The organism is Companilactobacillus crustorum JCM 15951, assembly GCF_001434585.1.
Classification (GTDB): domain Bacteria; phylum Bacillota; class Bacilli; order Lactobacillales; family Lactobacillaceae; genus Companilactobacillus; species Companilactobacillus crustorum.
Map to the genome: position 1 here is coordinate 25,803 of NZ_AZDB01000015.1, position 23,294 is coordinate 49,096.

Consider the following 23,294-nt stretch of genomic DNA (forward strand, 5'->3'; position numbering starts at 1 on the left):
CCTTAATGAAATACTTACTTGAATGGTAACATATTTATGTTTGAGGAAAAGGGCAATAGTCTTAATAGGTACATTATATCGTTAAATGGTATAATAAAAAGTATTATATTACTAAATGAGGTACAAGTATGTTTTTAGGTTCAGTGATTTATGATAAAAGACGTAGTTTAAATTTAACGCAAAATGATTTGGCAAATGGTGTCTGTAATCAAAATACTATTAGTAAAATGGAAAAGCATAGTATGACACCTCAAATCGATGTTTTAATTAAGATTTGTCAACGCTTGGATTTATCGTTAAATGATGTTTTCAGTGATTTTTCGAGTGATACCAAAAATGAACAAGTATTTGTTCTTGATTCGATTGAAGAGGACGTTTTGCTTAATGAACTTGATGAAGTAAATGAAAAATTATCGCTCATTAAGAACAATGTTGATGCTAAAGACAATGTCCAGTATGATTTCATTAAAGGTGCCCTTGAATTTCAAAAGGGGAATTTGGAAGTAAGTTCTTTTAATCTTGATAAAGTTCTTCAAGGGACTAAGTCAGATAATACCAATATTTATACATTAATATCATATTTGATTAAAGGTATGATTTATCAGAAACAAGATCATGCGGATATTGCTGACTATTATTGTAATTTAATTGCTCAATCTCTTAAGGAGAATCTTAATATTGCTAATGCTTCCGGAGTTGAAATGTTATATTTGTGTAATTCATTAGGGCAATTGTATTTAAATTTAAAACAATATTCAAATGCAGAAAGTATTTCCAAAAGAGGTATAGAATACGCAAATGAAAACCATTTATCGTATTTTATTGATGAGCTGAGTTATTTGGTGGCTTTATCAAACAAACAAGATCAGGGTAACAAAAAAGAATTCGAAAAATATAAAGATATTTCGTATTATACAGCAGAACTTTTAAACAATAAAAAATTACAAAATAAACTTCAAAAAGACTAGTTAACAGAATTAGTCTTTTTTTGTGCTGTAAAGTTTTATCATATTATTTTATAAAAGTAGTGGAAAGATATATTTCACAAGTATATACTGCAAAAGTGTTTTATTTATCACAATCAATGCAGATTCGGCGGGAGTATTTTTATTCGTTACAGAAACTATAATGCTTTTATGTACACCTTTTTGAGACAATGGATAGCATGTATTGGATAATCGGTACGCCCATTCTCGGATGTTTCTTGCATTTGATAATGTTATGGATATTAATGGATTCACTCGCAAGATTAGTTCTAATAAACAAATGGTTACCTAATCATGTTGATGAGCATGGAGTAATAAAAGAGAAAAATTAATCCGAACACCTAATAAAAAAAGAATCTCTCAACTTGGATTATTCCAAGTTAAGAGATTCTTTTTCCTTTGGGGCGAAGGATCGAATTAATTCGATCGATTTATAAAGTCCCAAGCTACCTATAATGGCAATGACTGGTAAAAATTCAATCCGATAACGTCCTTGGACTTCGATCAATAATTGAACGACTGCTAAGGCCATGAGCGGTAATAATAGTAAATAAAGATTGTCACTGAATTTAGTTTTGAATAATTCTAGAGAACCAATCCAGGAAAAGATAATTAAGATTATTGAACCGATATACGCTGAATAATTAACTAAATCAAAAGTTTTTTGTGAATGGTTTAAATTAAAATTAGTAGAATCGGTTGCCATGGTTCTTGAGGACCAGAGCAGTTGCGTTTTATTAACAAAGAGTCGTAGCCAAGAATGATGTTGATTCAAAAAGGTACGTTCTCTTTTTACTTGTGCTTTCTCAACGTTATTCATTTCATTTCGAGATTTGCTAGGATCAATGAAGCGGTTTAAATCGGGCGAATAAGCACCATTAGAATCATAATTTAAACCAGTTACGAACTTCCATTCTGAATCGCGGTTAGAAAGACCATATTCATTGATACCGGAAGCTTTGATGCCCCAACCAGCTAAAGAGAAGAGTAAAAAGTAAATTGCAAGAGTAGCTAAGATTTTAAGCGATGATTGATAATTGTGTTGTTTCCAAAACTTTATTAGTAAGCCAAAAACAATAATTCCAGCAACAACTACTGGTCCGATGGGTCTAACGATACAACCAAGGGCTAGGGTAACTCCTGCTAACAACTAATACTTGGTTTTGTCGAGCATTAGTAAATAGAAGGTTAAGAGAAACATTAATGATCCTAGATATTGGTTACTCGTTTGAACATTTAATGCAAACCAGTCTAAGTCAATCATTAATAGTAAAACAGCCAAACGTGCCATACGTATATTATGAAAGACTTTATTAACTGTTAAATAAGTTACATATAAAATAAGAGCTTGATAAATTACGTTTAAAAATTGAATTACAAAGATGTGGTAGCCAAAGATTTTTACGACTCCTACAACGTAGACGAAAAAGCCTGTCTGATAAGCATATTTAGAAAAATAATCGTTGTCGTCTTGATAAAGAGGGTTCCCGACCTCATAATTAAAAGCCCGCGACCAGAAATTACCATAATCACTCACTTGCAAATTAGGAACAACGGTAATCCAATAGGTGGCAATGATCATAAAAATAGCAATCATTGTTATTAGGATAAGCGCATTGAGCTTTTTATCATCGGTGGATATTCTAGTTAATCCATAACCGACTAAAAGAACGAGTAAAAAGGCTACGATAATTAATGGTAAATTTCTTATTGGTAATTGAAAAAGAAAATTTTGATAATAAAATTTCAGCATTAATAAAAAGACAACTGTTGTGAACTCAGCCATGCAAATCAAAATGGTTTTATTGGTAATTTTTGATAAATTTTCGATGATTATCCCTCTTGAATGAAAAAATGATTAATAGAATAATTAATCCCCGATAACTATTAATTATATTCATAATAACATAGTATATTTTATGATAATTAAAGAAAGAAAAATTTAAAGCATTGTTTAAGATTTATACAGATTGTAATGCAAAAAGTTTAGTTGAGATATAGTAGTTTTTGTAATGAGGTTTATAGAGTTGTAGTCAGAGTATCTGATATTGGGGATAGCGGTATGAATGACTGATATAAATCTCGGAGAATTACGGTTTATGTAAAATAGGTTTAAAAAAAACACCTCGCTTAGAGGTGCTTTTTTATTTAGTTTTATGTGAATCCTCAGCAGCTATTCGAACAAATTTATCTTTTTTGAATAATTTTTGTTGCGCTAACGGGGACATATGAGCAATCCAAAAAGTGTAACTAAAACTGGTAAATGATGTTAAAGCCCAAATAATCCAGCTAGTATGGGAGCTGCCAACAAAACGGCTAAAGCTAAAGAGGTCAGCCATAACTTCTTCTAAAAAGACATCCCAAATTTTAAGAGGCGTGATAATCTCGTGTAAATAAAGTGCCTCAATAAATATCTGGACAAGAAGGACGATTAACCATCCATAGAGGTAGTGACGTCCACCTTGAGCAGTGACAACTTTTTTATAAATAGGTACTTCTTGACCATTTTGATCTCTAAAAAATGTGTTTGAAGTTTCCTCTAATCGAATTTTGGTATATGAGGCCTGATAATAGCCAATAGCTGCAGCAAATAATAATAAAGCTACGATAATAACTATATTAAGACTGCTCCATTTAATAGTATTGAAGAACTGGTAAAGGGTTAATCCGGGGATGATCCAAAAACTAATTCTAGAAATGGAACTGAATTCGAATTGATCACGGATAAAATAAATAACAATTAAGGCAGTAACAAATGGTGGTATCATAATAATTTCCCCTCGCTTAAAGTAGTCACAGCATAGCATATTATTAATATTTGGGATGTCACAATAAAATAAATTGTCTATAAATTATTGATTTTGGCATGAAAAAAAACTAATCATCAAGCGCATTTCTTTACAATTTATATTTACAGTTGTAAACTGTATTTTGTTGAGAAGGATTACAAACGTAAACTTTGAAAGGAGAAGTCACCATGAAAGAAGTAGAGTCTATGAGTCGTGCTGAATGGCAAGTAATGAGGATCATTTGGACGTTGGGTCAGGCAACTAGCAAACAAGTAATTGAGATTTTGGAGCGGAAGACTGATTGGAAATCTGCCACAATTAAAACTTTGATCGGTCGCTTACAAAAGAAAAATTTTCTTCAAGCTGATGAGACTAACCGCCCTTATGTTTACAAGCCATTGATATCTGAGAATGCAGCTATTCATGAGAGTGTAACGGAACTATTCGATAATCTTTGTTGTATGAAAAAGGGTATGGCAATTGATGATTTGATCAATAATTCGGAGATTTCTCAAAGCGACATTGTTAAGATTATGCAGACCCTGAATCAAAAGGTAAAAACAGCACCTGAAACGGTCAACTGCAATTGTTTGGAGGCGGATTTGAATGAAGAATGAAAAAATGGACGATATGAAAATGGATATGGACCACTCTAAGATGGACATGTCTGGCAACAACGGTCATATGATGATGCACGGTGGTCATATGATGGATATGGGGGACTTGAGACAGAAATTCTGGATCTCACTTGTTTTGGCAATACCAGTATTTATTTTATCGCCATTTATGGGTCTGCACCTGCCATTCCAATTTCAATTTCCTGGTTCAGATTGGTTGGTTTTGATACTAGCCACAATTCTTTATTTCTATGGTGGTAAGCCATTTATTACTGGTGCTCGGGGCGAATTGGCTGAAAAGAAGCCAGCAATGATGACATTGATTACAATGGGAATTAGTGTAGCTTATATCTACAGTTTATATGCCTTTGTAGAAAATAATTTGTTGAAATCTTCCACGCATGTGATGGACTTTTTCTGGGAATTAGCTTCCTTGATCGTGATTATGTTGTTAGGTCATTGGATCGAAATGAAATCAACCATGAGTGCCGGCAATGCTTTGCAAAAGATTGCTTCCTTAGTACCTAATCAAGTTCATATGGTACATGACGATATGACAATGGATCATGATATTTCTATGGTAAAAGCTGGCGATATTGTTGAAATTCGAGCTGGTGAATCCGTACCATTGGATGGATATATTATTAGCGGCGAAAGTTACATCAATGAATCTTTGATCACTGGTGAGTCTAAAGCGGTCAAAAAAGAATTAGGCAGTAAGGTAGTCGGTGGTTCTATCAACGGTGAGGGTACTATTAGAATTAAAGTTGATAAGGCTGCAGGAGAGGGTTACCTTTCTCAAATTAGTAAATTAGTTTCTGATGCACAGAGTAGTCGTTCTAAGTCGCAATTGTTGGCTGATCGTGTTTCAGGCTGGTTATTCTATGCCGCCTTAACAGTCGGGATTATTGCTTTTGTCTACTGGTTGATTTTCGGTGATATGAATACAGCTTTGAATCGATTGGTAACTGTTTTAGTTATTGCTTGTCCACATGCTTTAGGATTAGCTATTCCGTTAGTTATGTCGCGCAGTACTTCAATTGCAGCAACTAATGGTTTGATTATTCGTAATAATCAGGCTATGGAAAATAGTCGCAAGATTGATTATGTAGCAATGGACAAGACTGGTACTTTGACTGAGGGAAAGTTTACTGTTAATGGACTTCAAAGTATTGATGAATCGATTGATGATCAAAAGTTATTGGCAATTATTGCTGGAATTGAAAGCGGCTCTAGTCATCCCATTGCCAGCAGTGTAGTGCAATATGCTAAAGATCAAAAGGCAACACCAATTGTTTTGGATAATATTCAGGCAATTAAGGGTTATGGTATGAGTGGAACATTAAATAATCAAGATTATTATTTGATCAACATGAAATACTTAAATGAACATAAAATCACTTTAGATAAGAAATACATTCAAACATATTTGGATAAGGGCAATACAATTAGTTACTTAGTTTCAAATCAAAAAGTTTTAGGATTTGTTGCCTTAGGTGATCGTATTAAAAAGAATACGATTGAATTTATTAAAGAATTAAAATCAAGAAATATCACGCCAATTATGTTGACGGGGGATAATAAGGAAGCTGCGGCTATAATGGCTAAACAGATGGGCATTGACGAATTTCGTGCCGAATTATTACCCGAAGACAAGCATCAAGTTATCAAGCAATTAGAGGTTCAAGGACATCATGTTTTGATGGTTGGTGATGGAATCAATGATGCACCGAGTTTAGCTTCTGCAACTATTGGTGTTGCTATTGGAGCCGGGACCGATGTAGCGATTGATTCAGCAGATGTGGTTTTATACAATAGTGATCCAAGTGATATCATCAAGTTTTTGAAGTTATCGCACAATACTTATCGCAAGACAGTTGAGAATTTGTGGTGGGGAGCAGGCTATAATATTATAGCTATTCCATTGGCTGCTGGAATTCTCGCTGGAGTAGGCTTCGTTTTGAGTCCAGCTGTTGGGGCAATTGTTATGTCGCTCTCAACGGTAGTAGTTGCGATTAACGCATTAACATTAAAAATGTAATTTAAGTTGTATATCAATTTTAAATATATAAAAGTAGGCTCAAATGACTAGATGTTAAAAGTCATTTGAGCCTACTTTGCTTTTGCTGAATAAAATCGATTAATACTAAAATAATATTCTTTTATAATATAAATTATTTTTGTGCAAAAAGATATTAAAATTGAATAGTAATTAATCAAATAACAGAATAATAATTATCAAAAAATGTATCTAAAAAGCGTTAAATGTTGAAAAAAATAATGCAACATAATAGACTATATGTGATTATAAGGGCAGGTGACAGGAAATGGCAACAATCTCTCTTTACTTAAGTAGTCAGGATAAAAAACTAATTAAAAATTATGCTAAATCTAAAAATATGAGTGCGTCGGATTTCTTGCGCTCAGTGGCAATTGAAAAGATAGAGGACGATTTAGATAATCAAATTTATGAGAAGTCGCTTCAAGAATATCGAGATAATCCACAAGATGTATCTTTAGATGCACTCAGAAAAGAGTTGAGTTTATATTGTTGAATACTCGTAGCAATGATAAAGAATAAACACCCATGGGCTTTTTGCTTATGGGTGTTTTAGTTTATTTATAATATGGCAAATCAAGAAAGGTAATAATGGTTTCTGTACCTTCATTAAGTTGCGATTCAACGCGGATAGCATGACCTAACTTGTCAGTCATTTTCTTAACTAAATACAGTCCCATTCCAGTAGATTTACTACCAGATTTACGGCCATTGCTACCGGTAAAACCTTTATTAAAGATTCGTTTGATATCTTGATCGACAATTCCGATACCGTTGTCTTTAATGTGCAAAGCAATATTATTATCAGTTGTAGTTGAAAAAATTGAAATCTTGCCACCTTGGTCAGTATATTTTAGACTGTTAGAAAGAATTTGATTAATGATGAAACTGAGCCATTTTTCATCAGTTAGAACTTTCTTGTTGGTAACATTTAAATCAATTCCAATACGTTTACTGATAAAAAGTCGTTTGTTAGTTCTGATACAGGATTTAACAATATCATTTAAATCTTGTTCTTGAATCAAATAATCGTTTGAAAAATTATTTAAACGAGCAAAGTAAAGAGCCTGATCCACTAAATAATCAATTTGATCCAATTCTTCAGCAACTAGTTGTTTGTCTAGCTCATCATCTTGAGATAACTTTAAAGCTGCCAAAGGTACTTTAATATCGTGGACCCAAGATTCAGTGTATTCACGCTGATCTTTTTGATTTTGATATAGTTCAGTTAATTCGTTACGATATTCCAATGAAATATTATTGATTTTGTTTTGAATAAATTTTTGTTCATTGTTATTGGCACCAAATAGTTCTTTAGAAAGATCATTTTGATAGTTATCTAATTGTTTGTACCAATTTTTTTTATGAATATAAGAAATGGCCAAATTAGCGGTTAAAAAAATTAGAGCTAGAATCCATGTATAGATGAGAGTTCCCATGTGAAAATGGACACGCGGATCTAGGAAGAAGACTAATTCTACAAAAGTCATCCCTATCAAAACAATAATAATTGAATAGATGTGATCGCGTAAATATTTTAGAAATGTCATAATTTACCTCATTAAGGAATGATGTATCCTTGACCAACTTTAGTGACGATATAATTTTTGAGACCATATTTTTCGATTTTTCCACGGAGACGATTGATATTAACCGTTAAGGTATTATCATCTACGAAACGTTCGTCGTCCCACATGAAATTCAAAAGTTGTTCTCGAGTGACAATTTTGCCCTGATCCTTGAGAAGCCGTTGCAATAATTTATATTCATTTTTAGAAAGATCAATTTTGTGATCGTTGATTTCGACAGTTCCACTAGAAAGGTTAAGTTTCAAACCGTTGTGCTCAACTGTGTCGCTAGCACTCTTAGTGAAATCGTAAGTGCGACGTAAGAGCGCGTTGATCTTAGCCACTAAGATATCAACTGAAAAAGGTTTTTCAACAAAATCGTCTGCACCCATATTCATTGACATGATTTGGTCCATGTTAGAATTACGTGATGAAATAATAATAATAGGAGTTTTTGAGATTTTTCGAATCTCTTGATTCCAATAGTAACCATCATAGATGGGTAAATTAATATCCAATAGAACCAAGTCTGGTTTATATTCATTAAATTGATCAATGATATTATTAAAATCTTTGGTAATATATGAATCCATTTGCCATTTTTCGAGATTTTCACTGATTAGTTTGGAGATAGAGACATCATCTTCAATAATCATAATTTTAGCCATGATAAAATTTCCTCCGTGCTAGAATAAAGACACTATACAATATGATAACAATAATTAATTAATTATGGAGAAATTACTGTGCAAATTGCCGTAAAGAACATTTCAAAAGATTTTGGAAAGAAAAGAAGTACAGTCCATGCCATTAAAGATATCAGCTTAAAAGTTGAGCATGGCGAGTTTATGGGAATTATGGGTCCATCTGGTGCTGGAAAAACGACCTTGTTAAATATGATTTCTACTAATGAGCGGCCTGATCATGGTCAAGTTATTATTGATGGTTTAGATATAACGCAAATGCATGATCGTGAACAGGCAAAGTATCGTCGCAACAAAATGGGATTTATTTATCAGAGTTTTGAACTGTTAGATTCTTTAAATGTTAAAGAAAATGTGATTTTGCCGCTGGCATTGAATCGTTCCAACAAGAAGCTGATTGAAGAACGATTTAATTATATGATGCAGCTGCTGAATATTGAAAAATTATCAAAACGTGCAATTGATGAATTATCGTTAGGCCAGAGGCAAATCGTAGCTGCAGCTAGAGCTTTGATCAATAGTCCTGAAATACTTTTTGCAGATGAACCAACCGGAAGTTTAGATTCTAAATCAGCGACGATTCTTTTAAATTATATGCAGATGATTAATAAAAAAGAGAAAACAACAATTTTAATGGCTACCCACGATGCCTTCACAGCCAGTTATTGCAGTCGAGTAGTTTTTATTAAAGATGGGGTAGTTTTCTCAGAGATCGTTAATCCAGGCAATCGCGATAAATTCTTTGAACAGATCATCAATATGCAACGTACCATTGGTGGAGGGGACTATTTTAATGTATCAAAAAATTATTAAACGTAGTTTATCAAATATGCGCGATAGCTATTTAATCTATATTTTGGCTTGTAGTTTTGCGATTGGCGTTTTTGGAATATTGCTATCAATGGGCGATAATCCTTCTTTACACTACGCTCTAAGATGGTGGGACACGCTTATCGACGATATTACGGCAATGATGAGTGGCTTGTTTGCCCTTTGTGCTTTCGTCTATATGATTTATGTCGGTGGTTTTTTTATCAAGCAGCAACGAAATGAATTTTTAACTTTTGAAAAATTAGGTATGCAACGATGGGTGATCGTGGCTATTGGATTTATTCAGACAGTAATCGTTCAGGCAATTGCTTGGATAATTGGGCTAATATTTATGTTTGTTTTCCAAAAGTTTATGGGAATGTTGCTATTTTATTTAATGCAAGTTCGACTTAATTTTGAAATGTATATTGGTTTACAAAATATTGGGCAATTGTTTACTTTATTTATAGGCTCAACTTTAATTTTGAGCGTTATTAATGCCGTAAAAACGATGCGGATTTTACAGAAGAAAAAAAGAAAGAATTCCGTTAAAACACGTTGGCGGCTGAAGATTCCTGCAGGTGTTTTTGGAATTGTTTTATTGCTGACAGCTCAAGTCTGTACGCTTTGTTTGTTCAAGGATATGCATACGGTCAGTTATTCATCGCGACCAATGATGGAAATTGGCTATATTATGGGTGCCGATATTCTGGGAACATATTTAGTTTATTATGGCTTTTTGCCATCAGTTCTAAATATTATGGAAAAAATTCATTCAGTAGCATATTCAGGAATCAATATTTTTTCCTTTAAGTATATGAAAGAACGACTTTTTCAAAATATTTCAATTCTCTGGTTCGTAACAGAATTATCAGCCTTGGCCTTGGCACTGTTGACCTTTTGTTACTTTGGCTATCAAGCAGTTCATCAAAACTACAATAGCGCTTATCCATTTGAATTAGCAGCAAACGAGGATACAGTCAAAGTTATTCGAGAAGAACTCAAGAAGAACGATGCCAAAGTTAAAGGAACCTATAAAACGGCAGTTAAGATCAATTTGGTCTCTTATTACAGCAAATCTAGTCAATCGTATATTCGCCAGCCTATGACCTTTATGTCATATTCGGCATATAAATCATTGCCTAAAAGAATGCGTAAAGGTAACAGCAATATTAATAGTCATCAATTTTTAAAAATTGATTATAAATCTTCTGTAATGTATGGAAATCAAGAAAAGGAACACGATATTGAAGTTAAAAATGCTCCTATGATTCAGAGTGCTAAAGTAGGTTATTCGTTCCCTTATGGTAGTTCGATGCACTTTGGACCAATGATGATTGTACCTAACAAGTATTATCAGAGTATGCCAGCCGAGGTAAAGGATACTTTTTACGGTTGGGATTTCAAAAAGGGCGATCGGTTAAGCCATTCGCAGCTACAAAAGTTAAATAGCTATCGGGATGCCTATTACATGAAGGTTGATTTCAAATCGTCGCTTTCACGTTCCTCAATTAAAGTCATGAAAAAAGAACCCAACAAGTATGCGGCATCAACCTATACTCAGGCAGGATTCTTACGTCAGGGAAGCCTTAAAAAACATTTTAAACAAGGTGGGGGCTTCTATTTATTTATTGTAGCTTTGTACAGCGTGGCTCTATTGATAGCTCTAGGCAGCGTCTTAACATTGCGAATCTTATTGCGGGATGATTATCAATCGAATCAATTGCGAACGTTGCAAAAGATTGGCGTTGAAGAGACTGAAGTCAAGAAGATAATTATTCGTGAGAACACACTGACCTTCTTGATACCAATTGTCTTTGCACTGATTCAATCATTTGCCGCCATTGCTATGTTTGATTTTGGCCGGCACATATCGAAAAATATTATTTTGATATACGGTGGCTATATTGTTTTGTATGCACTCTTTGGATTGATTAGTTACAAAGTATCTTGGCGGGGCGTGAAGCAAAAATTTAATCTATAAGCGAATAAGCTTTGGAGAAGAAGCCAAAATCTTCTTCAGTAGTACCCTGTATTTGCTTTTGAATCTCATTTTGCAGCATTTTTTCCCAAGCCTTGATTTGACTAGTTTCATTAAAAGTACGAATAATTAAGTATTCACGTGGACTTTCCCTTTTTTGTAAGACAGCGGTTGATGTAGAATTGAAGGAGTATTGGTGGGACCCGAATAATTTATCTTCGAATAACTTGGCCTGATCAGCATTAAGTTTGAGATAGGTCAAAGAATATAAATTATTCTTGGGATCGTAAACGCCACTGATACTACGATATTGTGCAAATGTTGATAAATTTTTTATTAAAAGATGGTCTGCGTTAGCATGAAATAAGGGTTTTAATAAAGTGTCAGTGGAAGTTAACTGACTCTTTAAAAAATTATATGTGCCTAGCTTTAATGTTATGTTCATAATTATTGAAATCCTTTCAATTTAAATTTTTTTGGAGGTTTTCTATGTTAGTTACAGTTTTAGGTTTTTATGGTGGATATCCCTATGATGGAATCGGAACTTCCGGCTATCTATTACAAGCTGATGGTAAAAAAATGTTAATTGATTGTGGTAGTGGTGTTTTAAATGCCCTCTCTAATTACATGAAGCCAACAGACTTGGATGCGGTTGTTCTATCTCACTATCACCATGATCATACAGCAGATGTTGGCGTTTTGCAGTACGAATGGCTCGCTGCTAAGAAGGAAGATCCACTTCCTATTTATGGTCATACTCAAGATTTTGTCAACTATTCGCAATTGACAGTTGAAAATGCCACGCAAGGAATAGCTTATAACGACTATGAACCAATAGAGATTGGCAGTCTGAAATTTGAATTCTTGCGCACAGTTCATCCTGTACCAGCTTACGCAATGCGAATTACTGATAAAGATGGCAAGGTTCTCGTCTATACGGCTGATACAACTTACTTTGATGGGTTAGTTGATTTTGCTAAAGGTGCAGATTTGTTGATAGCTGATACTAATTTCCCAGAGGATGTTACTGGTCGTAAAGCGCATCTTAATACTAAAGAAGCCGGGACCTTGGCTAAAGAGGCTAACGTAAAACGTTTAATGATTAGCCACTTGCCACAAACGGTAGATGCTGAGACTATGTTAAAGCAATCACAAAAGTATGCTGAAGAAGTTCCAGTAGTTAATGCCTTTCAAGGATTAGAAATTAATATCTAAGATTGATACATTAGGACAAATTTAGCAGCAAAAGTACTATAAACTATAACTAATGAAACAAATAAATTATTATTTATGTAATTTGTGATTTTTTTACATAGAAGGCTATTTGGCGGGTACATGTTTTCACAAAATGACGATTTAAGAACAAATATTCGTAACTTTTTATAAAAAAACTATAGATTTTATAAGTGTAATAAGTTACAATATTATTGTGTTTAAAGAGTTTGATACTACACAGGAAAGGAGAGATTATATATGGTAACCATTTATACATCTCCAAGTTGCACTTCATGTCGTAAAGCCAAGGCTTGGCTCGAAGATCATGACATTCCTTACAAAGAAAGAAACATTTACTCAGAACCTTTAAATAAGCAAGAAATCAAACAAGTACTTCAAATGACTGAAAACGGAACAGAGGAAATTATCTCTACTCGTTCAAAGGCATTCCAAAACCTTAAGGTTAATTTAGATAATCTAACAATTGATCAATTGTTAGACCTAGTTCAAGGTAACCCAGGCTTGTTGAAGCGTCCTATTATTATGGATGACAAACGTCTCCAAGTTGGATTTAATGAAGACGAAATTAGAAGATTCTTGCCTAGAAGTGTTAGAACCATGGAACTTCAAAAGGCTCAATTAATGGCTGGATTTTAAATATACCAGATCACTTTCTTGCGGAAGTGGTCTTTTTTTGTAGAATAAATTAAAAGAAAAGAAGATGCTTATTTACCGAGGATTATCGGTATTATAGGCATCTTTTTTTATTAATAATCATATTAAGAAAAATATTTTTGCATAAAAAGATTCATAATTAAACATTATGGTATATATACTATATTTTGAAAGATATATACTTAGGAGAAAAATCATGTTGGAGATTAAAAGAAGACTTGGTTTACGCAGGGTTAGAGTAGGTATAGGATTTTTAACATGCAATTTTGCTTTGGGGGTAGGCTTTTGCCTCAAGAACTGTTATGAAGTCAGAGCAGAGACTACTAATAGTATTCAGAGTGTCTTAAATTCAAACTCTGCAGCAATCACTTTTCCGATGAGCAATTTAACTGACAATATTATGCCAGTATCAATTGCAACAGTTTCTCAGAGTGGAGTAGATGGAACTTGCAATTGGGATATCGATAGTAATGGCAAGCTAACGATTCATGCCGGTAGATTAGTATATGGATTAGGAACTTGGAGTAGTTATGCAAGTTCTATTAAGAGTGTGTATGTTGAACCAGGAGTAATCCTAGGGTCATACGATAGTGTATCTTCAGCAGGTGTTGCCGATGGTAATAACGTATTTTCCAACCTTCCTAATGTGATCACAATTGATGTGACTAATTTGGATGTTTCGACTTCCCAAACATTTGCATCTTTATTTTATAATGACGCTAAATTGACTCAAATCATTGGACTAGATACTTGGGATACGAGTGCTTGTACCACAATGACAAGCATGTTTAATAATGATAAGTCTTTAACAAGTCTAGATTTGTCAAAATTTAAAACGTCGAATGTGACTTTATTTGGTTCGATGTTTTCTGGAGACTTAGGATTACAAGCTTTAGATGTATCAGGTTTTGATACATCTAAAGCAACGTCAATGACTGGTATGTTTAGTTCAGTACCAGGGAAAATTACTGGTTTAAATAAATTCGATGTAAGTTCAGTCACTAATATGAATTCAATATTTAAGGATAATGATTTTACTAAAACTGACCCTGATGATATTAAAAATTGGAATATTTCAAAAGTAACAAGCTTAGCGTACGTGTTCCAAAATGTAAAATTCAATTCACTTGATTTGAGCAACTGGGATTTGTCAAATGTTACTGATATGACTGGATTATTTTCGGGCGACAGCAATATTGATAAGGTTAAAAATATTGCCGATTGGGATGTTTCTAAAGTCACCAATATGGATTCAATGTTTTACAATGTGACAGACAGCGACTTGTCAGTTGTAAATAATTGGGATGTTTCAAATGTTACTAACATGGGTTCTATGTTTAACGGATGTAAAAATTTAACATCGTTAGATCTATCAAAATGGAATACATCTAGCCTGTCAGGGGTTAGCAGCATGTTTCGATATGATAAATTACTCAATGAAGATAACTTACTTGGATACCAAACATTAGTTACTAAAAAAGCGTCTAATATGTATGCCATGTTTTCTGGAACGGGATTTGGAACTATAGATCTGTCCCAATATGATACTTCCAATGTAACAAATTTTGAGTCTCTTTTTGCTGGCACATCTAAATTGCAAAAAATTATTGGAACGTTTGATACTAGCTCCGCAACGAATTTTAGTAGCATGTTTCAAAATACGACTTTGCCGAATTTTGATGGTTTGAATGTAGCTGATTGGGATACTTCTAAAGTGCAAAGCATGGCAAATACCTTTGACGGCTGCGGTGTCAAAGATTATAGCCCAATCAAGAATTGGAATACTTCATCGGTTACCGATTTATCAAGAACTTTTTCTGCAATTACGGGAGTAGCAACACTTCCAATAAATGATTGGGATGTTTCGAAAGTTAACAGATTTTATATGACGTTTTATAATTCCGAGTTTACTGAATTACCAATTGAAAATTGGAATACATCAAGTGCTACTAATATGTATGAAACATTTTTCGGGGAAAAATCTGTGAAGAATTTGAATTTATCGAAATGGAATACTTCAAAAGTCACGACCTTTTATGCCATGTTCAATTCAATGGCTGATCTTAGGACTTTGGATATATCAAACTTTGATACGACCAAGGCAACCGATATTAGTTACCTATTTGGATCTGTTACTAGTAATCTTTGGAAAGTCAATTGGGTCCAAAAATGATTTGGAATAGTGCATTGAACAGCACTAATCAGAATCTTCCTAGTCCGGTGGCGGGAACGGGAATTTTTGATCCAAGTACGACTGAGCAATATAAAGCTATTAGTTCTTACTGGCAAGAGGTTGATGAGAGTAGCGGTGGAACTGATCATGCTCCAGTAGGGGATTTATACTCCAATACTGATATTTCAGAAAAGTTTTCAACCGTTGGCAATCCAGTCACTACTTTTGTTTGGCAGCAACAACCTAAAATTGATATTAAGATGACAGTTCCTGATATTGATTTTGGAACTGTTAATAATGTTTCACAAGTTGCTCCACGCAAAAATTCAATGGTTGTAGGATTCGATAATAATAACAATCCTGCAGGACCAGTTACATTAACTTTGGCAGTATCTTTAGCAGCACCATTAACTAGTGACGATGGACTAAATACGATGAACAATGTCTTAATTTATCGAGAAGCTGGAAAAAGCGATCAGATTTTAGATACGGATCCATACCAAATTTATAGCGGCAGTCTGCCCAATGGACCAAGCTCAATTGATTGGGATAAAGATCAGGGAATATTGTTAAATCTGGCTAATGATAAACATATTGTCAGTGGACATTATTCAACAACACTTAATTGGACTTTGATTAATAGCATTTAGATTCTGTAGGAGTTATTTTTTGACTAGTCTTGCTACGTTTAGTATATTAATTTAATGACTCGTAATATCGATATGAGATAGTTGAAATAGTTTTTGAGACTGTTAAAATGTAGATACAGAATTGAGGTGACTATGATGGAAATGGATCGACTTAATGAAAATACAATCAGAGTCATTCTTAGTACAGAGGATTTACAAGAGCGTGGGGTAACAGTACTAGATTTGCTTGGCAACAAAAAACAAATTGAATCGTTCTTCTATAGTATTTTGGATGAAGTTGATAAGGATCATGTTTTTACAAATAATGAACCTGTTACTTTCCAAATAATGCCAAACAAAGAAGGTTTGGAGTTATTGATTAGTAAGAGTGATGATTCTGAGGGTACAGGTTCATTGCCATTGAATGGGCTACAGGATTCAGTTGGTAATAATGATAATAATAGTAATTTGGATGATGAAAAAGTTGGAACTGAAGAATATGATAGCGAAACAGCACCATATTTGAATGACCCAGATACACCTACAAAGACAGTTATTGTCGAATTCAAAGATTTTGAAGATTACGTTCAATTAGCTAACTTGTTACGCTTAGAGAGTGGAATTTCAAATCTTTGGGAATACGATAATAAATATTACTTGCAACTTATTCTCTTTACAGATGAGATGCATGAAATGACTTATAGCGATGTGTTGGCACTGCTTAGTGAGTATAGTTTCAAGACTAAAGTTACAGCAGCTGTTTTGTCAGAATATGGTAAACAGATCATGTCAAAGACAGCTTTGGAATTAACAAGATATTATTTTGGTAAATAGCTTATTTTAAAAAAGTTTCAAGTAAAGATTAATTTCTTTGCTTGGAACTTTTTTTCGTAGTTTTATTTAGAGGTGATAGAGAAATGTATGCTGCTCTGAATAAAAAAGGGACATTAGTTTATGTAAAAGACGCACTTGAGAATCAGATATATTACTGTTGTCGGTGCAAAGATAAAGTAAAATTAATTGCAACGGCCGCTCGAAAATACTTTCGACATCTCAATCAAAAGGATAATGAGGTCAACGAAAGACCCGTTCATAAGTTGGGGAAAAGTTTATTATTTTCATCGCTTCAAAAATTACCATTAAAGAAATTAGAGCTAGAAGTTTATTTGCCAAAAATCAAGCAACGTCCAGATATCTTAGTTGATCGACAAATAGCATTGGAATATCAATGTGCCAAAATTAACATTAAGGTTCTTGCTGAACGAATAGCCGGGTATCGTAGTATTGGAATGACTAGCTATTGGATTTTGGGCGATGATTATTTAGCTGCTTCAATTCGTCACGAACATCTGAAATTCATTGATTTTAATGAAAAGTGGGGCTTTTATATATTAATGCTAGATGCTAAAAGAGGCCATTTATCCTTATTCCATCACATAAAATTTCTCGGACCATTTAATAAAATTTACTTTGAATTAAAGGTATTTTCAAAAGAAGAGTTTAATCAAATTTTTGACTTTCAACCACAATATTATCAAATTGAAGCTCAAGCAATGAACCTTTATTTGATAGAAAAGCTACGACGAAAGAACGATTCAAGATCGCAAAAATTAAAAATGACTTTTTATCAGCAGCATCAGTTGACGGTGGAAGATTATTTAAGCAAAAGAAGCTTCCCACCGATAAAGCCAATTTATGAGTATCCAGCGTGGCAAATGGTCTGTGGACAAACTAAAAAAACTCTTTCGCAGCCACTACTAAATTATGTTAAAGAAAAATAAACTAGCGCAATAAAAGGCGGCATCTTATTTGATAAGATGTCGCCTTATTGGGTTAATACTGAAAGCCAAATATATTTATTCGACTTTCCTTGTGCTTATGTAATATTGTCTATTTAGAAAGTTGACTTTACCGTCGGAATTTATCTAAGCTAATGACGGTACTTGTATTGACATAACTTTCCGTTTGAGGAAGTTCTCGTTCAAGTAAAGCACTGATATTATTGTTAATATCCTCTAGGTTATTTGAACTGCCAAAATCATTGATCATGACACCCGGTTTTTCTTCGTTGTCACAGTCAAAGACTACGGCTGTGGGAGCTTTAGTAATGTTCATTTCCATTGACAATTGTTGGTCACGTTTTAGTCCTTGAACTACGCATTGACTGTCTTTGTCAGCTAGAATTGCTTTGTAGTCAAGCCCACTATTGTTAATAGCGCGCTTGATAGTGGTATCATCAAAGGGATTATTTAAAACATTAACTTGTTCTTGAAGATTCATTAAAAAGTTACGGGCTTTTTTATTACCTTGACAGGATGCGGCTTTGTAGAGCTTAGCTGCTTCAATAACTTCCTGAGATGCGTTATTACGTTCCTCAATATCGGAGATTTTAAATCCTTTTAAATTCATGTAATCATTAATTGTAGCCATATTATAATTAGGTACGAAATGATATTGTGTGTCAATGTCGTGTTTTCTAGTGAAGTCAATGATACTTTGTTCCACATTTAAACAATACGAACATAAGGGATTAATATATAAGAATACTTCCCACATTTTGATTCCCTCCATCTCTGTGTTGCATAGTCATTCTACCAACAATTTTCAAAAAGGTAAAATTATAAAACTCACGTACCTAATATTCAGAATTGAGTGAATCTTTCTTGAATATACGATATATTAAATAAGTAAAGAGAGGTTACTATGTCAGAAATTAAATGGAATGAATTTTTGATACCATACTCACAAGCAGTTGATGAATTAAAAATTAAATTTAGAAACTTACGAAAAGAATTTCTCGAAAAAAATGAACATTCTCCAATTGAATTTGTGACTGGACGTGTCAAAACAGTTGATAGTATTAAGGAAAAAATGCAACGGCGTTTTATCAGCGAAGAATTATTAAAGCAGGATATGCAAGATATTGCCGGAATTAGAATTCAGTGTCAATTTGTTGAGGATATCTATGAAGTGGCAAAATTACTTCATATTAGAGAAGATATGCAGGTGGTTGAAGAGCGTGATTATATTGCCAACAGTAAACCTAGTGGTTATCGTTCTTATCATGTGGTTATTCAATATCCAATTCAAACAGCACATGGTCAAATAAATATCTTAGCTGAGATTCAAATTAGAACTTTAGCAATGAACTTTTGGTCAACAATTGAACACTCGCTTAATTATAAGTATCAAGGGGATTTTCCAGAAGAAATCAATGAACGTTTGAAACGAGCAGCTGAAGCCTCCTTTATGTTGGATGAAGAGATGTCTAAAATTAGAGAAGAAATACAAGATGCACAGCAATACTTTACAGATCGAAAACGCGACTTAAATAACCCTACGGAGCACAATAAATAATGAAATTATGGATTAATAATAATAGTAAAGAAAAATCAGTTGCAGCGGCTAATAAGTTGCGCAGTCAGCTTTTAGATGCGGGTCTAATTCTAGATCGACGCGACCCCCAATTGGTTATCAGTGTCGGTGGCGATGGAACGCTGTTAAGTACTTTTCATGCTTATGCGGCACATCTGGATAAAGTGAAATTTTTGGCCTTGCATACGGGTCACTTAGGTTTTTACTCTGATTGGACTGATACAGAGATCGATCAGCTGGCTAAGCGAATTATTGAATGCCAGGATAATATCCCTTCAACTAGTTATCCATTGTTAGATGTAATGGTAGAAAACAAAGAAGGATCTCTGTTCCATGGTATTGCAATCAACGAAGCTGTGGTGAGACGTTTGTCCTCCTTGACCATGAAAACACGAGTCGATTTGGACAAAGAATTTTTCGAAAGTTTTCGTGGCGATGGATTATGTTTTTCAACGCCAACAGGATCGACTGCCTATTCTAAATCAGTAGGTGGGGCATTAATTCATCCTAAGATCAGTGTTTTTCAGATGATCGAGATTGCTTCGATCAATAATCGTGTTTATCGAACAATCTCTTCGCCAATTATTATTCCGCACAATCAACAGGTGGATCTTTATCCACAAACAGCTGATGATTATGTTATTAGTTGTGATGGAATTACGACTAAGTTAAAGAATGTAAAAAAAATAACGATTAAACTTAATTATCAAAGAGCTCAATTTGCTCAATATCGTCATCGTCACTTCTGGACTAGAGTAGAAACAGCCTTTTTGGGTCAAGATGAACAAAAATAACCGTTTTTTAAAGTTCACGATTGATAGTAATGATAAGAAGACAGTCCGTAAATTTTTAGTCCAACACAAATTTTCCTCTAGTCAGTTACACAATTTAAAAAATAAGGGTGGACTGATTTTTGTTAATCATAAACAGCGTCATTTTGATTTTAAATTAAAAGATGGCGATAATTTATTGGTTGTTTTGAACGTAGAAGAGCCCTCAGATTTGATTGTTCCTATGCCTGGAAAGATCGATGTTATTTATGAGGATAGTTATTTATTAGTTGTGAATAAGCCGGCAGGTATTGCTAGTTTGCCAGCTAAGGCTAAGGATAGTCAAACAATGGCTAACTTAGTGAAGGCTTATTTGATTGCAAAAAAAGAGAATAGTTCTATTCATTTAGTAACAAGGTTAGATCGAAATACTTCTGGTTTGATGGTTTTTGCCAAGACATCTTATTCTCACTCGTTGTTAGATCAAATTTTGCATACAGAAGATTTTCAAAAATTCTATTTAGCAATGGTTTACGGTCAGGTTGAGCCCAGCGAGGGGTTAATAGATTTACCTATTGGTATTGATCCTAGAGCTTTTTATATGCGGAATATTGATCATCAACAGGGGAAAGATTCAAAGACTTTGTATGAAACAGTTAAACGATATCCGTGTGCTAGTTTGTTAAAATTAAAACTCTTAACTGGTCGAACCCATCAGATTCGAGTTCATTTGACAGCTATTGGTCATCCTATTATTGGGGATGATATGTATAGCAAAAAGATTGACGAACGAATGCCTCGACAGGCTTTGCATTGTTATCGTTTGAACATTGTTCATCCTGTTACTAAAAGGTTATTAAAATTAAAGGCGCCATTGCCACAAGATATGGTAATGTTAGATAGTGTGCTAAGGGGTGAGAAGAATGGATGAAAATGAAAAAAGACTCCAAGATAAATTTTCACAATTAAAAAATTATCTTGATAATGGTGATAAGAAGCGATTTCGAAAAACCTATTTGGATATGCATTTTTATGACCAGAGTACTTTTTACCTCACGCTAAATAAAGCTGAGAGAACAACACTCTATTCAATTTTGGAACCAGATGAAATGGGAGATATGTTCGATACCATTGAAGATGACAATCCTTTGATTCCAGAATTGTTAAAAGAAATGGATTTAAGCTACGCTTCTAAAATGTTAAATGACATGTACGATGATAATGCTGCCGATGTTTTGGAACATTTAGATAAGGTTGATGTCGATCGTTTCTTGGAACAAATGCCACGAAATGATGCTAATAATCTACGTGGATTATTGCATTACGATACCGAAACAGCCGGTGGTATTATGACAACCGACTATGTTGAATTTCACGAGGAAGAGACTGCTGCTGAGGCCATTAAAGCTCTGAAGAAATTTGCCAAGACAGCAGAGACAATCTATTATATTTATATTTTGGATAGTCATGAAGATTTAGTAGGTGTCATGTCATTGCGTGATTTAATTTTGTTAGATGATAATGATACTTTAAGCGAAAAAATGAATAGCGATATTATTACAGTCAATGTTGATGCTGAACAAGCAGAAGTTGCTCAAGTTTTTAGAGATTATGAATTCTTGGCAGTTCCAGTTGTCGATCATGCTAACAAATTAGTCGGTATCGTTACGGTTGATGATGTTATTGAAGTTATTGATGATGAAGCTCAACAAGATTACTCTGGTTTGGCCGGTGTTAGTATGGATGAGGCCAATAGCGATGGTCCATTGAAGGCAGCTTCTAAGAGATTGCCTTGGCTGATTACTTTGTTGCTGTTGAGTATGATTACGGCGACCTTGATTAACCATTTTGAAGGATTGTTGGCTGAAGCTAGTATTTTAGCAGTTTTTATTTCGACAATTACTGGTACAGCTGGTAATGCAGGAACGCAAAGTTTGGCTGTGGCGGTCAGACGTTTAGCTGTTGAAGAAATTAATCGTCATGAGTTTTTTAAACTGATTGGAAAAGAATTAATTACCGGTTTTGTGACCGGGTTGGTTACGGGAATTTCAGTTTGTTTATTAGTTGGAATTTGGAAGCATAATTTTGTTTTAGGAATGGTAATTGGCTTGGCAATGTGTGCTGCCATTACGGTAGCTAATTTAGCAGGGAGTTTAATTCCAATGCTAATGTCTAGTTTTGGATTTGATCCAGCTGTTGCTAGTGGACCATTCATTTCAACTTTGAGTGATTTAACCAGTGTTTTAATTTATTTCAGTATCGCTGGTATGTTTATGCAATATTTCGTTAGAGCGTGAATTATTTCTATTTAAGGATTCATTTTTTCACAAAGATTGAAATATAGTTGGGACGCTGTGAGTATGATTTGGAACTTATGTTACGCATAATTTTCAAGCTTTAAGCAATAAATGGTTAAGAATGATTTTACGGTTGAGCTAGTTTCAATTTTTGTTCTGGTCCAGGTAACTGTTGGTTAGTGTTCAATTTTAAATATAAAAAAAGATAACGACTTTTTGTGTTATAGTAAAGCGCCTTAAAATTATTAGACATAATCTAACAATTTTAAGGCGTTTTTTTATGATCAAATACTCTTCAGAATTCAAAGTTAAATTAGTAAATAAATATTTTGTAATTCCTTACGGAATGAGAATTGAGTATACACAAAAAGTCTTCTAACCACATTATGTGATTAGAAGACTGAACTCCAATTCATTGAGTCTACTTCATGTATTTAAAAGATAAAGTCATTTTTATTAATTATGTATTCATAAACTTCCAATAGAATCCCTTTTTTTGAAGAAGTTCTTTAGGTGTACCATCTTCAACTATAGTTCCGTTATTCATTACCAAAATAGAATCTACTTTTTTTGCGACACTTAATCGATGTGCAATAAAGATAAAAGATCTGTTTTTTAAATTGGTAGATTGCAAATTTAATCCGAA

General features: G+C 33.8%; 24 protein-coding genes. 16 read left to right on the forward strand and 8 right to left on the reverse strand.

Translation table 11 applies throughout. From position 1 onward, the window contains the following. Window positions 1-128: 128 nt before the first annotated feature. Window positions 129-968, forward strand: coding sequence for a helix-turn-helix domain-containing protein (locus tag FD26_RS05675; RefSeq protein ID WP_057867463.1), 840 nt, complete (start codon window positions 129-131; stop codon window positions 966-968). A gap of 388 nt (window positions 969-1,356) precedes the next feature. On the opposite strand, the gene FD26_RS11295 is transcribed toward FD26_RS05675, so the two are convergent. The 3 genes from FD26_RS11295 to FD26_RS05685 all read right to left on the reverse strand — a co-directional run bounded on the left by FD26_RS11295 (window position 1,357) and on the right by FD26_RS05685 (window position 3,754). Further along, window positions 1,357-2,136, reverse strand: coding sequence for a hypothetical protein (locus tag FD26_RS11295; RefSeq protein WP_232230816.1), 780 nt, complete (start codon window positions 2,134-2,136; stop codon window positions 1,357-1,359). Then, window positions 2,137-2,772: a hypothetical protein gene (locus FD26_RS11300; RefSeq protein WP_232230815.1), complete on the reverse strand. Its 636-nt coding sequence runs from the start codon at window positions 2,770-2,772 to the stop codon at window positions 2,137-2,139. A 358-nt stretch (window positions 2,773-3,130) separates the two neighbouring features. Beyond that, a complete protein-coding gene (locus FD26_RS05685; protein WP_057867464.1) occupies window positions 3,131-3,754 on the reverse strand; it encodes a hypothetical protein in 624 nt (207 codons plus the stop codon). A 209-nt stretch (window positions 3,755-3,963) separates the two neighbouring features. On the opposite strand from FD26_RS05685, the gene FD26_RS05690 reads away from it, so the two are divergent. From FD26_RS05690 to relB, 3 genes are all read left to right on the forward strand, one after another. Further along, a complete protein-coding gene (locus FD26_RS05690) occupies window positions 3,964-4,392 on the forward strand; it encodes a CopY/TcrY family copper transport repressor (protein WP_057867465.1) in 429 nt (142 codons plus the stop codon). Beyond that, window positions 4,382-6,433 carry a heavy metal translocating P-type ATPase gene (locus tag FD26_RS05695; protein ID WP_057867466.1) on the forward strand — a complete coding sequence of 684 codons (2,052 nt, stop codon included), beginning with the start codon at window positions 4,382-4,384 and terminating at the stop codon, window positions 6,431-6,433. The genes FD26_RS05690 and FD26_RS05695 overlap by 11 nt, the downstream gene beginning before the upstream one ends. Before the next feature lie 286 nt (window positions 6,434-6,719). Then, window positions 6,720-6,947, forward strand: coding sequence for a type II toxin-antitoxin system RelB family antitoxin (gene relB, locus FD26_RS05700; RefSeq protein ID WP_057867467.1), 228 nt, complete (start codon window positions 6,720-6,722; stop codon window positions 6,945-6,947). 61 nt (window positions 6,948-7,008) lie between these two features. Here the strand turns inward: relB and FD26_RS05705 are convergent, their stop codons facing one another. Both FD26_RS05705 and FD26_RS05710 read right to left on the reverse strand, forming a co-directional pair. After that, complete coding sequence (locus tag FD26_RS05705) at window positions 7,009-8,001, reverse strand: sensor histidine kinase (protein WP_057867468.1); 993 nt, start codon at window positions 7,999-8,001, stop codon at window positions 7,009-7,011. Window positions 8,002-8,012: 11 nt separating this feature from the next. Further along, window positions 8,013-8,687 carry a response regulator transcription factor gene (locus tag FD26_RS05710; RefSeq protein ID WP_057867469.1) on the reverse strand — a complete coding sequence of 225 codons (675 nt, stop codon included), beginning with the start codon at window positions 8,685-8,687 and terminating at the stop codon, window positions 8,013-8,015. A gap of 78 nt (window positions 8,688-8,765) precedes the next feature. On the opposite strand from FD26_RS05710, the gene FD26_RS05715 reads away from it, so the two are divergent. Both FD26_RS05715 and FD26_RS05720 read left to right on the forward strand, forming a co-directional pair. Beyond that, window positions 8,766-9,536, forward strand: coding sequence for an ABC transporter ATP-binding protein (locus tag FD26_RS05715; RefSeq protein WP_371862025.1), 771 nt, complete (start codon window positions 8,766-8,768; stop codon window positions 9,534-9,536). Continuing rightward, entirely contained in the window at window positions 9,517-11,517 is a 2,001-nt protein-coding gene (locus FD26_RS05720; protein ID WP_057867471.1) for an ABC transporter permease, read from the forward strand. Before FD26_RS05715 ends, FD26_RS05720 begins: the two co-directional genes overlap by 20 nt. On the opposite strand, the gene FD26_RS05725 is transcribed toward FD26_RS05720, so the two are convergent. Continuing rightward, on the reverse strand, window positions 11,507-11,959 hold the full coding sequence (locus FD26_RS05725) for a hypothetical protein (protein WP_057867472.1): 453 nt from the start codon (window positions 11,957-11,959) through the stop codon (window positions 11,507-11,509). The two genes, FD26_RS05720 and FD26_RS05725, sit on opposite strands and share 11 nt — an antisense overlap. Window positions 11,960-12,003: 44 nt before the next feature. Here FD26_RS05725 and FD26_RS05730 point away from each other — a divergent pair, with 44 nt between their 5' ends. From FD26_RS05730 to FD26_RS05755, 6 genes are all read left to right on the forward strand, one after another. Next, window positions 12,004-12,729: an MBL fold metallo-hydrolase gene (locus FD26_RS05730; protein ID WP_057867473.1), complete on the forward strand. Its 726-nt coding sequence runs from the start codon at window positions 12,004-12,006 to the stop codon at window positions 12,727-12,729. A 258-nt stretch (window positions 12,730-12,987) separates the two neighbouring features. Further along, a complete protein-coding gene (gene spxA, locus FD26_RS05735) occupies window positions 12,988-13,386 on the forward strand; it encodes a transcriptional regulator SpxA (RefSeq protein ID WP_057867474.1) in 399 nt (132 codons plus the stop codon). Window positions 13,387-13,600: 214 nt separating this feature from the next. After that, window positions 13,601-15,577 carry a BspA family leucine-rich repeat surface protein gene (locus FD26_RS05740; RefSeq protein WP_057867475.1) on the forward strand — a complete coding sequence of 659 codons (1,977 nt, stop codon included), beginning with the start codon at window positions 13,601-13,603 and terminating at the stop codon, window positions 15,575-15,577. Then, the gene (locus FD26_RS05745; RefSeq protein ID WP_057867476.1) at window positions 15,574-16,227 is read left to right on the forward strand and encodes a hypothetical protein; all 654 of its coding nucleotides are present in this window, start codon (window positions 15,574-15,576) and stop codon (window positions 16,225-16,227) included. The genes FD26_RS05740 and FD26_RS05745 overlap by 4 nt, the downstream gene beginning before the upstream one ends. Before the next feature lie 135 nt (window positions 16,228-16,362). Then, the gene (locus FD26_RS05750) at window positions 16,363-17,040 is read left to right on the forward strand and encodes an adaptor protein MecA (protein ID WP_057867477.1); all 678 of its coding nucleotides are present in this window, start codon (window positions 16,363-16,365) and stop codon (window positions 17,038-17,040) included. A gap of 83 nt (window positions 17,041-17,123) precedes the next feature. Then, window positions 17,124-17,987: a competence protein CoiA gene (locus FD26_RS05755; RefSeq protein ID WP_057867478.1), complete on the forward strand. Its 864-nt coding sequence runs from the start codon at window positions 17,124-17,126 to the stop codon at window positions 17,985-17,987. A gap of 127 nt (window positions 17,988-18,114) precedes the next feature. Here the strand turns inward: FD26_RS05755 and FD26_RS05760 are convergent, their stop codons facing one another. After that, window positions 18,115-18,762: a DsbA family protein gene (locus FD26_RS05760; RefSeq protein ID WP_057867479.1), complete on the reverse strand. Its 648-nt coding sequence runs from the start codon at window positions 18,760-18,762 to the stop codon at window positions 18,115-18,117. A gap of 147 nt (window positions 18,763-18,909) precedes the next feature. Here FD26_RS05760 and yjbM point away from each other — a divergent pair, with 147 nt between their 5' ends. The 4 genes from yjbM to mgtE are packed head-to-tail and all read left to right on the forward strand — an operon-like array spanning window position 18,910 to window position 22,648. Further along, window positions 18,910-19,563, forward strand: a complete 654-nt coding sequence (gene yjbM / locus FD26_RS05765) for a GTP diphosphokinase (protein ID WP_057867480.1) — start codon at window positions 18,910-18,912, stop codon at window positions 19,561-19,563. Beyond that, window positions 19,563-20,375, forward strand: a complete 813-nt coding sequence (locus FD26_RS05770) for an NAD kinase (protein WP_057867481.1) — start codon at window positions 19,563-19,565, stop codon at window positions 20,373-20,375. The genes yjbM and FD26_RS05770 overlap by 1 nt, the downstream gene beginning before the upstream one ends. After that, entirely contained in the window at window positions 20,362-21,282 is a 921-nt protein-coding gene (locus FD26_RS05775) for an RluA family pseudouridine synthase (RefSeq protein WP_057867482.1), read from the forward strand. The genes FD26_RS05770 and FD26_RS05775 overlap by 14 nt, the downstream gene beginning before the upstream one ends. Further along, on the forward strand, window positions 21,275-22,648 hold the full coding sequence (gene mgtE, locus FD26_RS05780) for a magnesium transporter (RefSeq protein WP_057867483.1): 1,374 nt from the start codon (window positions 21,275-21,277) through the stop codon (window positions 22,646-22,648). Before FD26_RS05775 ends, mgtE begins: the two co-directional genes overlap by 8 nt. Before the next feature lie 460 nt (window positions 22,649-23,108). On the opposite strand, the gene FD26_RS11305 is transcribed toward mgtE, so the two are convergent. Beyond that, window positions 23,109-23,294, reverse strand: a 186-nt coding sequence (locus tag FD26_RS11305; RefSeq protein ID WP_235526715.1) for a hypothetical protein, incomplete at its 5' end; no start/stop codon positions are given.